The following is a 14,275-nucleotide window of genomic DNA, read 5'->3' as shown; positions in this document are numbered from 1 at the left end:
CCCTACACAGCATAGTATCCGCAGGAGACCAGCCCCTTGCGGATATTTTATGATTGTCATCACTGCTTAATGGCCGTTCTGGATGCGATGGAAGGCTGGAACCGCGATTGCGGTCGTCACGCGGCGCATCTGGCCCTTGAGATCCTGGTGGCGCAGAACGATGCGGTTGCGATCGTCGGTGCTCGTATCGCGATATCGTTGCGCGGCTTCATATGCCAGTCGATAGCTGGGATAGGCCGGCGAGTGTGCGCCTTCGACTGCGAAGACCCATCCGGTGGGCTGGGGCAGGATATCGCAATAGATTTCAGACATGGTTTCTCCTCCGCTACTTTTCTCGCTTTAACGCCTGTCGGATGCGAAGGTTCCGCCTGTTCTGCCACTTTTTGCCGAGGCGCTTTGCTGTCCTGAGGGAACCGGACCGCGAGATCGACGTTTGAGTCCCGACAAATTCAACCGGAGTGACATAGATGCAGATCGTCGGAACACAGGTTCATGAGGAAATGGGCGGCAAGCTCGGCTATATCGTTGAGTTTGTAGGAGATGGTGGCGAGGTGGTATCCGTGCAGATGCGCCAGGGCGACGGCACCTCCATCAACAGGGCCAATGCGATGGAAAAGGCGAAGGTGATCTTGCTGCAGGCCGCCAACTTCGATGAAACCGATCTGAAATCGCCGCTGGAGTTTCGTCATCGCGACCAGCCTGCCTCGACGGAAAGCGCTCGCAGTTCCGGTGACCGGGATGAGCTTGAAGACCAGCTGGACGAAGGGCTTGAGGACAGCTTTCCCGCCAGTGACCCCGTCTCGGTCACACATTCGGTGACCGCAGGTGGCGGTGAGAAGAACGGCAGCCACTGATAAGAATGTCGACCGCCGGTCCTTGAGGATCGGCGGTCGCCGCATTTACAAGAACAAAACCCATGAACCTGGAAGATTATCACTTCACGGACACCTGGTTGCCTTTGACAACCATTCTTGTCCGGCTGTTCGTTTCCATGATGTGTGGCGCCGCCATTGGCTTTGAGCGCGAGCGCAACAACCGCGCGGCCGGATTTCGCACCCACATTCTCGTCTGCCTGGCGAGCGCACTCGTTGCCATCCTCACGATAGAAATCACCCACCACGACGCTTTTGCCTCCGATGCCGCCCGGATCGATCCGTTGCGGGTCATCGAGGCTGTCACCGCGGGTGTCGCCTTCCTTGCCGCTGGCACGATCGTCTTTGCCAAGGGAGAGGTGAAAGGCTTGACCACCGGTGCCGGGCTCTGGTTCTCCGGTGCGATCGGGCTTGCCTGCGGTCTCGGCTTTTGGCAGATCGCGGTGATCGCCACGGTGCTGGCGATCGTCGTGTTGTGGCTGCTCCGCCTTGCCGCATCAGGTTCGTCAGACGCTGAATAACAATTCTATCGCAGCAGGCTCTGGCCGCCATCGATCCAGACCGGGCTTCCCGTGACATGGCGTGCGCCGCTGGAGCACAGAAAGGCGATGACCTCTGCAACGTCTTGAGCTTTTCCTGCCGCGCCTTGGGTCAGCGGTATGTCACCTTCCGGCCAGATCACCGGGATCTCGGTCTCTTCCTTACCGCGCTGCGCGGTGTTGTCGCTGATCTCGGTATCGATTTTGCCGGGGCACACCGCGTTGATCCGAATCTGGTGTCGGCCGAGTTCAAGCGCTAATTGCTGTACCATGGCCAGTTGTCCGGCCTTGGTCGCCGAATAGGCGGTTGCACCAGGCGATGTGAAGGTGCGCGTGCCGTTGATCGAGGACACCACGACGATGGCGCCGCCGCCGGTCTGTTTCATCTTCGGAACCGTATGATGAAGCGTCAGATAGGTGCCGCGCAGATTGATGGCGATGGTCTTGTCCCACTCCTCCGGCGTCAGGTCGTCGATCGGGGCCCAGACGCCGTTGACGCCAGCGCTTGCAACGACACTATCAAGGCGACCACGCACAGCGAACAGCCGATCCGCTGCCACGCGCATCTCCTTGCTATCGGCAATGTCGGCCGTCAGCACCATGCCGTCGCCTCCATCGGCCCGGATCTCGTTCAGCGTCTCAAGCAGTTCTTCCTCGTTGCGACCAAGTAGACCGACATAACTGCCGCGTTTGGCCAGAAGCGTAGCGGTGGCTTTGCCAATTCCGGAGCCGGCGCCCGTGATGAGTGCGACAGTATCGCTTGACTGCATTTTGTTCTCCGTTGCCATGATTTCCGGTTCGGAAACCAAGTTCATTCGCCTTTGTTCCTTTTCATCAAACCATCTCTCGGCGGCCAGATTTCATTGGCCTCGGAACAAATGCCGCAGCGCGGAATTGTTGTCGCAGTCAGTCACAGGGGCACCATCATGGACGCGCGCAACATGCAATTCTCAATCACCTCAGGCGAATGGCAGCGGCTGGGCGCACACTTCGACGGCGAAGGTACGAACTTCGCACTCTTTTCGGCTCACGCGGAGCGGGTCGAGCTTTGCATCTATGATGCGAGCGGCAAGATCGAAGTCGCGCGTCTGGAGCTGCCGGAATATACAAATGAAGTCTGGCACGGCTATGTTCCGGGGCTGAAGCCCGGTGCGCTTTATGGCTTCCGGGTGCACGGACCCTATGATCCGGAAAACGGGCATCGCTTCAACGCCAACAAGCTGCTTCTGGACCCCTATGCTCGGGAACTGGTTGGCGATATCGCCTGGTCGCCGGCGCATTTCGGCTACATCCTCGATAGCGAGGACAAGGACCTCAGCTTCAACGACGAAGACAATGCGCAGGGCATGCCGAAATGCCGGGTGATCGACCCCGCTGCAATCGATTGGGGCAATGACCGGAGGCCCGCGGTCGGCTGGGCCGACACCATCGTGTACGAAACCCACGTCAAGGGCTTCACCATGCTCAATCCGGCGATTCCGCAGGAACTGCGCGGGACGTTCGAAGGGCTGGGCCACAAGGCGGCGGTCGATTACATCAAGAGCCTCGGCATTACCTCGGTGGAGCTGCTGCCGATCCATTCCTTCCCCGATGACGCCCATCTTCTGGACAAGGGGCTGAAGAACTATTGGGGCTACAACACGATCGGCTTCTTCTCACCGGCATCGCGGTATTACGGCCCCCGCGGCATCCAGGGCTTCCGCGACATGGTGCGGGCCTTCCACGATGGCGGTATCGAGGTCATCCTCGACGTGGTCTACAACCATACCGCCGAGGGTAACGAACTCGGGCCGACCTTGTCCTTCAAGGGCATCGACAATTTCTCCTATTACCGAACGATGCCGGACCAGCATCGCTACTACATCAATGACACCGGCACCGGAAACACGGTCAATACGTCCCATCCCCGGGTACTGCAGATGGTGATGGATTCCCTGCGCTACTGGGCGGAGGACATGCATGTCGATGGTTTCCGCTTCGATCTCGGAACCATCCTTGGTCGCGAGCCCGAAGGCTTCGACCAGCGCAGCGGCTTTTTCGATGCTGTCACCCAGTGCCCCATCCTTTCGCGCGTCAAGTTGATCGGCGAGCCCTGGGATATCGGCCCGGGTGGCTATCAGGTCGGCGGCTTCCCGCCCGGCTGGGCCGAATGGAACGACAAGTATCGCGACTCCACGCGGGAATACTGGCTGAACAGCGATAACACCGCACCGGATTTCGCGGCGCGGCTGCTGGGCTCCGGTGACATCTATGACCAGCGTGGCCGGCGCCCCTGGGCCAGCGTCAACTTCATCACTGCCCATGACGGCTTCACGCTCAACGATCTCGTCTCCTATGACGGCAAGCACAACGAGGACAATGGCGAAGACAACAAGGACGGTCACGACCACAATCGCAGCCATAACTACGGCGCAGAGGGACCGACCGAAGACGAGGGCATCATTGCCCTGCGCGAGCGGCAAAAGCGCAATTTCCTCGCGACGCTGTTCTTCTCGCACGGTACGCCGATGCTGCTGGCAGGTGACGAATTCGGCCGCTCGCAGATGGGCAACAACAACGGCTATTGCCAGGACAGCGAGATCAGCTGGCTGCATTGGGAAAACCTGCCGCCGACCTGCGATGAGCTGCGCGAGTTTACCCGCAAGCTGATCGAGATGCGCCGGCAGCAGCCGCTGCTACGTCGCGAAAACTGGCGCGATGGCATGATCATCGACTGGTACAACTATACCGGCGGGCGCCAGTTGCCGGACGACTGGCTTGCCGACAACGCCCTTGTCATGCATCTGCAGCGTGATGATCTGCGGGATCAGGAAGGTGTCTGGTCAGAGATCATGGTGTTCTTCAACCCCATCGACAGCGAGATGGAGTTCAGCATTCCGGAAAACGGCAAGCGCTGGGTGCTTGAGCTGACAACCGGCGATGCCGACATGACCGCCGACCATCTCGATCCCGGCGAGAGCCTCAAGATGCCGCCGCGCAGTCTTGCCCTGTTCCGCATGGTTGGCGATACGTGATAGAGGCTGCAGCCGTTTCGGCCATCAGGCCGAGACGGCCTTGTCATAGGCTTCGATCGTGAGCTTGGCGCGGGCGGCGACATCCAAAGTCGTTGCGCCGGGCTTGTAGAGGCTGGAACCGAGGCCGAAGGCGCTGACGCCGACCTTCATATAATCGTCGAAGTCCACTTCCGACACGCCGCCGACGGCCCCAATCGGCACGTCTGGTGGCAGGATGCTCTTGATGCCGGCAATGCCTTTCGGTCCCAGCACATTGGCCGGGAAGAACTTGATGGCCGACGCGCCTGACTTGATGGCGGTCAGCGCCTCGGTTGGCGTGAAGGCGCCGATCATGGTGACCATGCCATGGCCGCCCGCCGCGCGGATCACGTCCGGATCCGTGTTGGGCGTGACCAGGATATTGCCGCCGACATCGTTCAGGCGGTCGACATTTTCCACACTGAGTACGGTGCCCGCGCCGATCAGCACCGAGGCAGGCGCGCGCTTTCTCGCCATTTCGATCGACAGGAACGGGTCGGGAGAATTGAGCGGGATCTCGATGGCCTCGAAGCCGGCTTCCACCAGCACGTCGATCATGCCTTCGATTTCCGTCGGCTTGACGCCGCGCAGGATGGCGACGAGGTTTCGCTGGAGCTTCGGCCATGCGACGGTGGAAGAGGTCATGTCAGACATCCGTATTCTGGTTTGCAAACAAAGCGGTGGCGGCGGCGAAAAGCCCGCTGCGCACGAGGGCCGAGCCATCCAGCGGCTCTGCCGATAGCCCGCTGGCAGCAAGTGCCGCGCTGTAGAGACCCGTCAGGCTTTCTGATGCGACGATGCGGACAGTGCCGCCCGTGGGCACGAGATGACGCATGGCCGCAACTTCCGCGCCGATCAGCAGACCCGATAGGCGTGCGGCCGCGTCGGTTGCGGTAGCTCCGGACAGAAGACCGCTGGCGCGGATCGAGAACAGCCGTGCGGTGATGGAAAAGCCCGGTTCCATCGCTTCCTTGGCGGCAGCGACAAAGGCGGGATGTTCGGCGCCAGAACGTTCGGCGCCGGCCATCGACAGCCGAAGAATGGACTGCTTGCTGATCAGGTCGAAAAGCTCGCCCGTCATGACGGTGGCAAATTGCTCGATCACACCCTGGTTCAACAGCACCCATTTGGAATGGGTGCCGGGCATGCAGAACAGTCCCGAATCCTTGCCTGCGAAAACTGCGCCGGCGAGCTGGGTTTCCTCGCCGCGCATCACGTCGTAGGGCAGGGGCTCTCGCTGGCACACTCCAGGAAGGATAAAGGCCTTGCGATGATCCGAGGGTGCGCGGACGGCGCCCTGGTAAAGGGCGCGCAGATCGGCAGGGGCGGTGAGATAGGGCGCTTCGATCCAGCCCGTCCGGGCGCCCGCCATGCCAGCGATGGCCACGGGCAGGCCCACCGGTGCTGCAAGCGCTTGAAGATGGCCTTCCAGCACGTCGCTGAAACCGGCGGGATTGGCGATCGTGCCCATGCCTTCGCCGGACTGACGCTCCGCCAGGACCGCTCCGGAACGATCGACCAGCCAAAGCCGGAAATTGCTGGTGCCCCAGTCTGCGAGCGCGGCAAAGGCCGCGCCCGTCACAGGTGAGTTGTCTCCGGCGGACATCATGACTTCCTTATTGCAGGTCTTCCGGCAGCAGGCCGTGCGGCAAGTTCTGGTAGCTCACCGGACGCAGGAAGCGGCGGATCGCCATGGTGCCAACCGATGTCGCGCCGAAATTGGTCGATGCCGGGTAGGGGCCGCCATGAACCATTGCGTCGCAGACTTCGACACCGGTCGGGAAGCCGTTAGCCAGCAGGCGGCCGGCCTTACGCTCCAGGATCGGAACCAGCTTCTTGCCGAGTTCCGCATCGCCTGCATCAAGATGCAGCGTGCAGGTCAGCTGGCCCTCGAGGCTGCGGGCAACCGAAACCATCTCGTCAAAATCCGATACCGTCACGATCATGCCGAGCGGGCCGAAGACTTCTTCACCGAGCGCATGGTTGGAAAGCCATTCCTGGCCCGTCGTCGCGAACAGGTAAGGTGTCGCGTTGCGCAGGTCGCAGGTGGAGGTGAGAAGGGTCTTGACGCCATCGGCGGCAGCGAACTTCTTCGCTCCATCGCGATAGGCATTCGCGATACCTTCCGTCAGCATGGTCTGCGGCTGGACATCGGCAAGCGCCAACTTGGCCGTCTCGACGAATGCGTCGCTGTCGGCACCGGCCAGCGTGACCACAATGCCCGGATTGGTGCAGAACTGGCCCGCACCCATGGTCAGCGAACCAACCCAGCCCTTGGCGAGCGCTTCACCGCGATTGGACATGGCTTCCGGCAGCATGAACATCGGGTTGACCGAGCCGAGTTCGCCGAAGAAGGGGATCGGTTCCGGGCGCTGGGCGCAAAGGTCGAACAGAGCCTTGCCGCCGCGCAGCGAGCCGGTGAAGCCGACGGCGCGGATCAGCGGATGCTTGACGAGCGCAGTGCCGACTTCGAAGCTGCCGCCTTGGATCAGCGAAAAGACGCCCGGATGCATTCCGGTGCGCTTGATCGCTGCATCGATGGCAGCGGCAACGATTTCGCCGGTGCCGGGATGGGCATCATGGCCCTTGACGACAACGGGGCAGCCGGCTGCCAGCGCCGAGGCGGTGTCGCCGCCAGCCGCGGAGAAGGCGAGCGGGAAGTTGGACGCGCCGAACACGCCGACCGGGCCGATCGGGCGCTGAACCAGGAAGATTTCCGGGCGCGGCAGCGGCTGGCGATCAGGCAGGGCCGCATCATGACGCTTGTCGAGATACTCGCCTTTACGGATATGGGAGGCGAAGAGCTTCAGCTGGCCGGTGGTGCGGCCACGCTCGCCGACGAGACGGGCCTGCGGCAGGCCAGTTTCCTGCATGGCGATTTCGGTGATGTCGTCACCGCGTGCGTCGATTTCCTCGGCAATTGCCTCGAGGAAAGCGGCGCGCTGTTCGCGGCTCGAATAGCCATAGGTTTCGAATGCTGCCTCGGCGGCCTTGACGGCGCGGTCCACGAGATCCGCCGAACCAACGGAGAACTGGCGGACAGGTCCGTGGGCCGGTGCGGAGGAAAATTGCTTTTCGGTTGCCACCCACTCGCCGGCGACGAGGTGCTTCCCGGTATATTCATAGGACATATTGGTCTTCCTTTCCTGAGCGTCGATGCCTTACTCGATGAAGGCGTCAACGTCGTGACGTTCGCCGCGCAGGAATGCGTCGGCAACGAGCCGCAGGGGCTGATAATCGGCGTCGCTCTGTCCATTGCGGATGAGCTCGGCAAATCGCTGGTAGATGCCTGAATATTCGCGATCGTGTCCGGTTGCAACCGCCACGCCGTCCACGAACATTTCAGCGCCACCCTTGCTCAATTGGAGTTTTCCGGCGTCGGTTTCAACTAGGATGTCCCAGGTTTGTGGACCTTCCTGGCGCCAGTCGAACTCGGCCACGATCGGCGCGCCTTCGGCCGTGCTCATGGCAAGGCTGGCCGCGATCGGCTGCTGGCGGTTGGACGGGAAAGAAAGCTTGGCGTGGTTTACGGTGATCGCGCCCGGCACGATCGCGGTCAGAATGGACAGTGCATTGATGCCGGGATCGAAGACGCCGAAGCCGCCGGCTTCCCAGATCCAGGCCTGGCCCGGATGCCAGCGGCGCACGTCTTCCTTCCAGATGATCTCGATCTTCTTGATCGTCTTGCCGACGAGCCATTCCGTGGCCGGCTTGACGGCATCGGCAAACCGCGAGTGCCAGGTCGCAAACAGGGTCACGCCGGCTTCTTTCGCCAGTACCGACATGGCCTCGGCTTCGCCGATGGTGGTGGCCGGGGGCTTTTCCAAGAGAACATGCCGGCCTGCCTTGATCGCCTTCTTGGCCATGTCGAAGCGGACTTCCGGCGGCGTGCAGAGCGAAACCGCAGTGATATCGGTCCGAGCGGCCAGGAAGGCGTCATAATCGACAAAGTTTTCGACGCCATCGATCTTGCCGTTGCGGCTGATGGCGGCCGCCAGCGCAAAGTCGGAGCCGGATTCGATGGAGGGGATGTGCTGGTCGCGGGCAATCTTGCCGACGCCTGCGAGCGCCAATGCGATGCGGCCGGTCGATGTCATGGTTCTCGTGCTCCTGGATCGTCAGGGTCGGACTAGTGCGTCGCGACCGTCGTCGAGCTGTTGTCGTCGTCTTTTCATGAAGGCGGGCGCTTTTGGCGCCCGCTGATCACTATGGATTAGTGGGAATCCTTGCCCACGTCGCTACCGCGACATCCCTTGAGGAAGTCGAAGTCCGCGCCCGTATCTGCACCCTCGACATGGTCGTGGAACATGCGGGCATAGCCGCTTGTCGGGGGCTCCACCGGCGGGCGCCAGGCGGCCAGGCGATGCTGCAGTTCCTCGTCGCTGATATCGAGGTGAACGCGACGGTTTGCGACGTCGATCTCGATGAAGTCGCCGTTCTTGACAATCGCCAACGGGCCACCGCGGGCGGCTTCCGGCGAGGTATGCAGCAGAACTGTGCCATAGGCCGTGCCGGACATGCGGGCGTCGGAAATGCGCACCATATCGGTGATGCCTTTGCGCAGCACCTTCGGCGGCAGGCCCATATTGCCGACCTCGGCCATGCCGGGATAGCCACGCGGACCGCAATGTTTCAGGACCATGACGCAGGTCTCGTCGATATCGAGCGCCTCGTCGTTGATCTTCGCCTTGTAGTCGTCGATGTCTTCAAACACCACGGCGCGGCCGCGATGCTTCATCAGATGCGGGGAAGCGGCCGAAGGCTTCAGCACGCAGCCCTTGGGCGCGAGGTTGCCGCGGAGAACGGCGATGCCGCCCTGCTGGGTCAGGGCCTTCTCGACCGGGAGGATGACATCCTCGTTCCAGTTGGTGACGTCCTTCACCTCGTCCCAGATAGTGCCGCCGGAAACGGTCAGCGCATCCTTGTGCAGCTTGCCGGCTTCACCGAGGCGCTTCAGCACGACAGGCAGGCCGCCGGCATAGAAGAACTCTTCCATCAGGTATTTGCCCGATGGCATCAGGTTGACGATGGTCGCGACATCGCGACCACAGCGATCCCAGTCGTCGAGCGTCAGGTCGACGCCAACGCGGCCGGCCATGGCCAGCAGGTGCACGACCGCATTCGTGGAGCCGCCGATCGCGCCGTTGGTGCGGATCGCATTCTCAAACGCCTGCTTGGTCATGATGTCGGAAGGCTTCAAGTCGTCCTTGACCATCTGCACGATGCGGCGGCCGGACAGTTGCGCCATCACGCGGCGGCGGCTGTCGACAGCCGGAATGGCCGCATTGCCCGACAGGGCCATGCCGAGCGATTCCACCATCGACGCCATGGTCGAGGCGGTGCCCATGGTGTTGCAGGTGCCCGACGAACGGGACATCGACTGTTCGGCTTCCAGGAACTCTTCCTGGGTCATTTCGCCGGCCTTCACGGCTTCGGAGAATTTCCACAGGTGGGTGCCGGAGCCGACGCGCTCGCCCCGGAAATAGCCGTTCAGCATTGGGCCGCCGGTGACGACGATCGAGGGGATGTCGGTCGAGGCCGCACCCATGACCAGCGAGGGCGTGGTCTTGTCACAGCCGACCAGAAGCACGGCGCCGTCGATCGGCTGGCCACGCATCGCTTCTTCCACTGCGAGTGCAGCGAGGTTGCGATACATCATAGCCGTCGGACGATAGGTGTTTTCCGACGCCGAGAACACGGGGACTTCGACCGGGAAGCCGCCGGCTTCCCACACGCCGGCCTTGACCTTCTCCGCCAGTTCGCGAAGATGGCCGTTGCATGGGGTCAGGTCCGACCAGGTGTTCATTATGCCGATGACCGGGCGGCCATCGAAGAGATCGTGCGGGTAGCCCTGGTTCTTCAACCAGCCGCGATGATAGATCGTATCGCGGCTGTTGCCGCCATACCAATGTTGCGACCTCAGTTTGCGGGGCCAGGCCGCCGGCTTAAAACCACTCATGGCGTATCTCGATTCTTTTTCGTCTCGGGGATGCGCGGACAGACGCCGCGCGATCCCTAGAGGGACTTCACGGTAATCTGTGCTTCGGCCGCAACCTCAAGCGGATTGCGGAGCGCAAGGCCCATCTGGGCCGATTCGATCTCAAACACGTCGCCGGGCTCTGTGACGAACTTGTCGGCGAAGGACAGCGTTGCGGTGCCGAACATGTGAACATGCAGGTCGCCGGGCTGACGGAACAGGTCGTACTTGAAGTGGTGGTACTCAAGATTGTCGAAGGTGTGCGACATGTTGGCTTCACCCGACAGGAACGGCTTTTCCCAGACGACCTTGCCGCCACGCAGGATGCGCGACATGCCCTCGACGCTGTCTGGCAGGCGCCCTACGCGAAGTTCAGGACCAAAGGATGCCTGCCGCAGCTTGGAATGGGCGAGGTAGAGGTAGTTGATCTTTTCCGTCACATGGTCGGAAAACTCGTTGGCGAGGCTGAAGCCCAGGCGATAGGGCGTACCGTCCTGACCGATGATGTAGAAGCCGGCCATTTCAGGCTCTTCACCACCATCAAGCGCGAAAGAGGGCGACACCAGTGCTGCGGCGGGACCGACGGCATTGACGCCGTTACCCTTATAGAACCATTCCGGCGCCACGCCTTTTTCACCGGGCTTGGGCTTGCCGCCTTCCAGACCCATGCGGAACATCTTCATCGAGTCCGTCATCCCGGCGGTATCACCGCCCGCATGCATGCTGTCGCGGGTCGAGGCCGAACCGAGATGGGTAAGCCCGGTGCCCGTCAGGTACATATGGGCGGCATCGGGATGGCGGATCGGGCAGTCGAGCGCGCCGTCGGCGGCCAGTGCTGCCAGATCGACGGTATCGCCGGCGCCGCGTGCGGCAATCGCCTGGGCCAGCGTCTGGCCGGCCGCGATGGCGGCCGTCGCCAGGTCATAGGTCGATGCCACGCCGGGAACGATACGGGCAACATCGCCCTCACGGCAGATAACGCGGCCGTCCTTGGTTTGCGACAGAAACATCAGTATTACCTCAGGCGGACTTGTTCTTGTTGTAGACGTCGAAGAAGACGGCAGCGAGCAGTACCAGGCCCTTGACGAGCTGCTGGTAGTCGATCGAAAGGCCCATGATGGACATACCGTTGTTGAGGACGCCCATGATGAAGGCACCGATGACAGCGCCCGTTATCTTGCCCACGCCGCCGGACGCCGAAGCGCCGCCGATGAAGCAGGCCGCGATGACGTCGAGCTCGATGCCGACGCCGGCCTTCGGGGTTGCCGAGTTGAGGCGGGCAGCGATGATCATGCCGGCGAGTGCTGCAAGCACGCCCATGTTGACGAAGGCGTAGAATGTCAGGCGCTCGGTATTGATGCCCGAGAGCTTCGCGGCCTTCTCGTTGCCACCCAGCGCGTAGATGCGGCGGCCGATGACCGACCTGGTGGTCAGGAAGGAGTAGATTGCGATCAGCAGGCCCATCACGACGAGAACGTTCGGCAGTCCGCGATAGGTCGACAGCTGGAAGCCGAGGAAAAGGGCGACCGCGCTGATGATGCCCATTTGCACGACGAAGAAGACGAAGGGTTCATTCTCGGTGCCGTGACGCAGATTGATCTGGCGCTCGCGCATACCGTTCCAGATTGCCAGCGCAACGAGAATAACGACGATGACCAGCGCGGCAAGGTTCTGGATGGTCTCCGGCACCGGGTTCACGAACGTCAGGAAGTCGGGAACGAAGCCGGTCGACAGGACCTGGAAATCCTTGGGGAACGGGCCGAGTGGACGGTTCGACAAGACCAGGTAGGTCAGGCCGCGGAAAACCAGCATGCCGGCCAGAGTGACGATGAAGGCCGGGATCTTCTGGTAGGCGATCCAATAGCCCTGTGCGGCGCCAACCAGGCCCCCGATGACCAGACACAGCGGTACGACCAGCGCCCAGTGCCATCCCCAGGTGACCAGCATGGTGGCCGAGACCCCGCCGATGAAGGCCGCGATCGAGCCGACCGAGAGGTCGATGTGCCCGGCGACAATGATCAACAGCATGCCAAGCGCCATGATGACGATGAACGAGTTCTGCAGCACCAGGTTGGTGATGTTGACCGGACGGAACAGCACGCCGCCGGTGATGACCTGGAAGAACAACATGATCACGACGAGTGCGATCAGCAGGCCGTATTCACGGATGTTGTTGCGGAGATAGCTGCCCACGGACATTTGGGGTGCTTCTGTTTTTGTGTCGATGGCCATTAGTGTTTCTCCCCAGAGCGCATGATGGCACGCATGATGGACTCTTGGCTTGCTTCTTCCTTCGAAAGCTCGGCGACGATGCGACCTTCGTTCATGACGTAGATGCGGTCGCAGGTTCCAAGAAGTTCCGGCATTTCCGATGAAATCATCAGGATGCCTTTCCCTTCAGCGGCAAGCTGGTTGATGATGGTGTAGATTTCGAACTTTGCGCCGACATCGATGCCGCGCGTGGGTTCGTCCAGGATCAGGACTTCGGGATTGGTGAACAGCCACTTGGACAGAACGACCTTCTGCTGGTTGCCGCCCGAGAGGTTGATCGTTTCCTGGTAGATCGAGTGCGAGCGGATACGCAGCTTGGTGCGATAGTCCGTTGCAACGCTCGCTTCACGACGGCTGTCGATCACGCCGTTGCTGGACACCGCCGGAAGATTGGCAAGCGTCGTGTTTTCCTTGATGTTGTTGGCGAGCACGAGGCCGAGATGTTTGCGGTCCTCGGTCACGTAAGCCAGACCGGCATCGATCGCCTTCGGGATCGTGCTGACATCGACCGGCTTGCCATGCATCAGCACTTCGCCTGAGATGCGATGGCCCCAGGACCTGCCGAAGAGGCTCATCGCGGTCTCGGTGCGGCCAGCGCCCATAAGGCCGGCGACGCCAACGACTTCGCCAGCGCGGACGTTGAAGTTTACGTCGTGCAAGAACTGGCGATCGCGGTGGTGCTGGTGGAAGACGTTCCAGTTCTTGACCTCGAGCAGCGTATTGCCGATTTTCGGCGTGCGCGGCGGATAGCGGTCTTCCATGTCGCGACCGACCATGCCCTTGATGATCCGGTCTTCGCTGATCTCTTCCTTGTGACAGTCCAGCGTCTCAACCGTTCCGCCGTCACGCAGGACCGTAATCTGGTCGGCGACCTTGCGGATCTCATTGAGCTTGTGGGAAATGATGATCGACGTCATGCCCTGCTTGCGGAATTCCATCAGCAGTGTCAGCAGCGCGTCGGAGTCTTTCTCGTTGAGCGATGCGGTCGGCTCGTCGAGGATCAGAAGGCGCACCTTCTTGGACAGCGCCTTGGCGATTTCCACCAATTGCTGCTTGCCGACGCCGATATCCGTGATGCGGGTGGTCGGGGAATCCGACAGGCCGACCTTTTCCAGCAGCGCCTGGGTGCGCGCGAATGTCTCGGGCCAGCGGATGACGCCGTTCGTTGCAACCTCGTTGCCGAGGAAGATGTTTTCGGCGATCGACAGGAGCGGCACAAGCGCCAGTTCCTGGTGGATGATGATGATGCCGAGATGCTCGCTGTCGGAGATCGTCGAGAAACGGCGGACTTCACCGTCGTAATAGATGTCGCCGTCATAGGTGCCGGCAGGATAGACGCCGCTCAGAACCTTCATCAGGGTCGACTTGCCTGCGCCATTTTCACCGACGAGCGCGTGGATTTCGCCTTCGCGAACCTTGAAGCTGACATTGTCCAGCGCCTTCACGCCCGGAAATGTCTTGGTGATGCCTCGCATCTCGAGAATGATGTTGTCCATGTGCAGAATTCCAGTGCCCACCCGGATGATGCATCGGGGGCCGGGCTTAAAGCGCGAGTTGCCTCAGCGTGATAAAAAGGGGCCCACG

General features: G+C 61.5%; 13 protein-coding genes. 3 read left to right on the top strand and 10 right to left on the bottom strand.

The window, feature by feature from the left end:
- Positions 1-66: 66 nt before the first annotated feature.
- Positions 67-312, bottom strand: a complete 246-nt coding sequence (locus B9A97_RS02230) for a hypothetical protein (RefSeq protein WP_084363325.1) — start codon at positions 310-312, stop codon at positions 67-69.
- Positions 313-467: 155 nt separating this feature from the next.
- Here B9A97_RS02230 and B9A97_RS02225 point away from each other — a divergent pair, with 155 nt between their 5' ends.
- A complete protein-coding gene (locus B9A97_RS02225; protein ID WP_084363324.1) occupies positions 468-854 on the top strand; it encodes a hypothetical protein in 387 nt (128 codons plus the stop codon).
- 62 nt (positions 855-916) lie between these two features.
- Complete coding sequence (locus tag B9A97_RS02220) at positions 917-1,393, top strand: MgtC/SapB family protein (RefSeq protein WP_084363323.1); 477 nt, start codon at positions 917-919, stop codon at positions 1,391-1,393.
- Between the two features lie 5 nt (positions 1,394-1,398).
- Here B9A97_RS02220 and B9A97_RS02215 read toward each other — a convergent pair whose 3' ends face one another.
- Positions 1,399-2,181 (bottom strand): SDR family oxidoreductase, encoded by a 783-nt coding sequence (locus tag B9A97_RS02215; RefSeq protein WP_084363497.1) that lies wholly within the window; start codon positions 2,179-2,181, stop codon positions 1,399-1,401.
- 156 nt (positions 2,182-2,337) lie between these two features.
- Here B9A97_RS02215 and glgX point away from each other — a divergent pair, with 156 nt between their 5' ends.
- Positions 2,338-4,425, top strand: coding sequence for a glycogen debranching protein GlgX (glgX, locus tag B9A97_RS02210; RefSeq protein ID WP_084363496.1), 2,088 nt, complete (start codon positions 2,338-2,340; stop codon positions 4,423-4,425).
- A 24-nt stretch (positions 4,426-4,449) separates the two neighbouring features.
- Here the strand turns inward: glgX and B9A97_RS02205 are convergent, their stop codons facing one another.
- The 8 genes from B9A97_RS02205 to mmsA all read right to left on the bottom strand — a co-directional run bounded on the left by B9A97_RS02205 (position 4,450) and on the right by mmsA (position 14,187).
- A complete protein-coding gene (locus B9A97_RS02205) occupies positions 4,450-5,088 on the bottom strand; it encodes a 2-dehydro-3-deoxy-6-phosphogalactonate aldolase (RefSeq protein WP_084363322.1) in 639 nt (212 codons plus the stop codon).
- 1 nt (position 5,089) lies between these two features.
- A complete protein-coding gene (locus B9A97_RS02200; RefSeq protein WP_348532385.1) occupies positions 5,090-6,052 on the bottom strand; it encodes a 2-dehydro-3-deoxygalactonokinase in 963 nt (320 codons plus the stop codon).
- Between the two features lie 7 nt (positions 6,053-6,059).
- On the bottom strand, positions 6,060-7,574 hold the full coding sequence (locus B9A97_RS02195) for an aldehyde dehydrogenase (NADP(+)) (RefSeq protein WP_084363321.1): 1,515 nt from the start codon (positions 7,572-7,574) through the stop codon (positions 6,060-6,062).
- Positions 7,575-7,604: 30 nt separating this feature from the next.
- Positions 7,605-8,540: a Gfo/Idh/MocA family protein gene (locus B9A97_RS02190; RefSeq protein WP_084363320.1), complete on the bottom strand. Its 936-nt coding sequence runs from the start codon at positions 8,538-8,540 to the stop codon at positions 7,605-7,607.
- A 116-nt stretch (positions 8,541-8,656) separates the two neighbouring features.
- On the bottom strand, positions 8,657-10,402 hold the full coding sequence (gene araD, locus B9A97_RS02185) for an L-arabinonate dehydratase (RefSeq protein WP_084363319.1): 1,746 nt from the start codon (positions 10,400-10,402) through the stop codon (positions 8,657-8,659).
- A 56-nt stretch (positions 10,403-10,458) separates the two neighbouring features.
- Positions 10,459-11,430: an AraD1 family protein gene (araD1, locus tag B9A97_RS02180; protein WP_084363318.1), complete on the bottom strand. Its 972-nt coding sequence runs from the start codon at positions 11,428-11,430 to the stop codon at positions 10,459-10,461.
- A 10-nt stretch (positions 11,431-11,440) separates the two neighbouring features.
- On the bottom strand, positions 11,441-12,652 hold the full coding sequence (gene mmsB, locus B9A97_RS02175; protein WP_084363317.1) for a multiple monosaccharide ABC transporter permease: 1,212 nt from the start codon (positions 12,650-12,652) through the stop codon (positions 11,441-11,443).
- Positions 12,652-14,187 carry a multiple monosaccharide ABC transporter ATP-binding protein gene (gene mmsA, locus B9A97_RS02170; protein ID WP_084363316.1) on the bottom strand — a complete coding sequence of 512 codons (1,536 nt, stop codon included), beginning with the start codon at positions 14,185-14,187 and terminating at the stop codon, positions 12,652-12,654. The genes mmsB and mmsA overlap by 1 nt, the downstream gene beginning before the upstream one ends.
- Positions 14,188-14,275 lie beyond the last annotated feature (88 nt).

It is taken from the genome of Rhizobium sp. RU36D, from assembly GCF_900176345.1.
GTDB lineage: Bacteria > Pseudomonadota > Alphaproteobacteria > Rhizobiales > Rhizobiaceae > Allorhizobium.
This window is presented reverse-complemented; position numbering and strand designations above follow the sequence as displayed.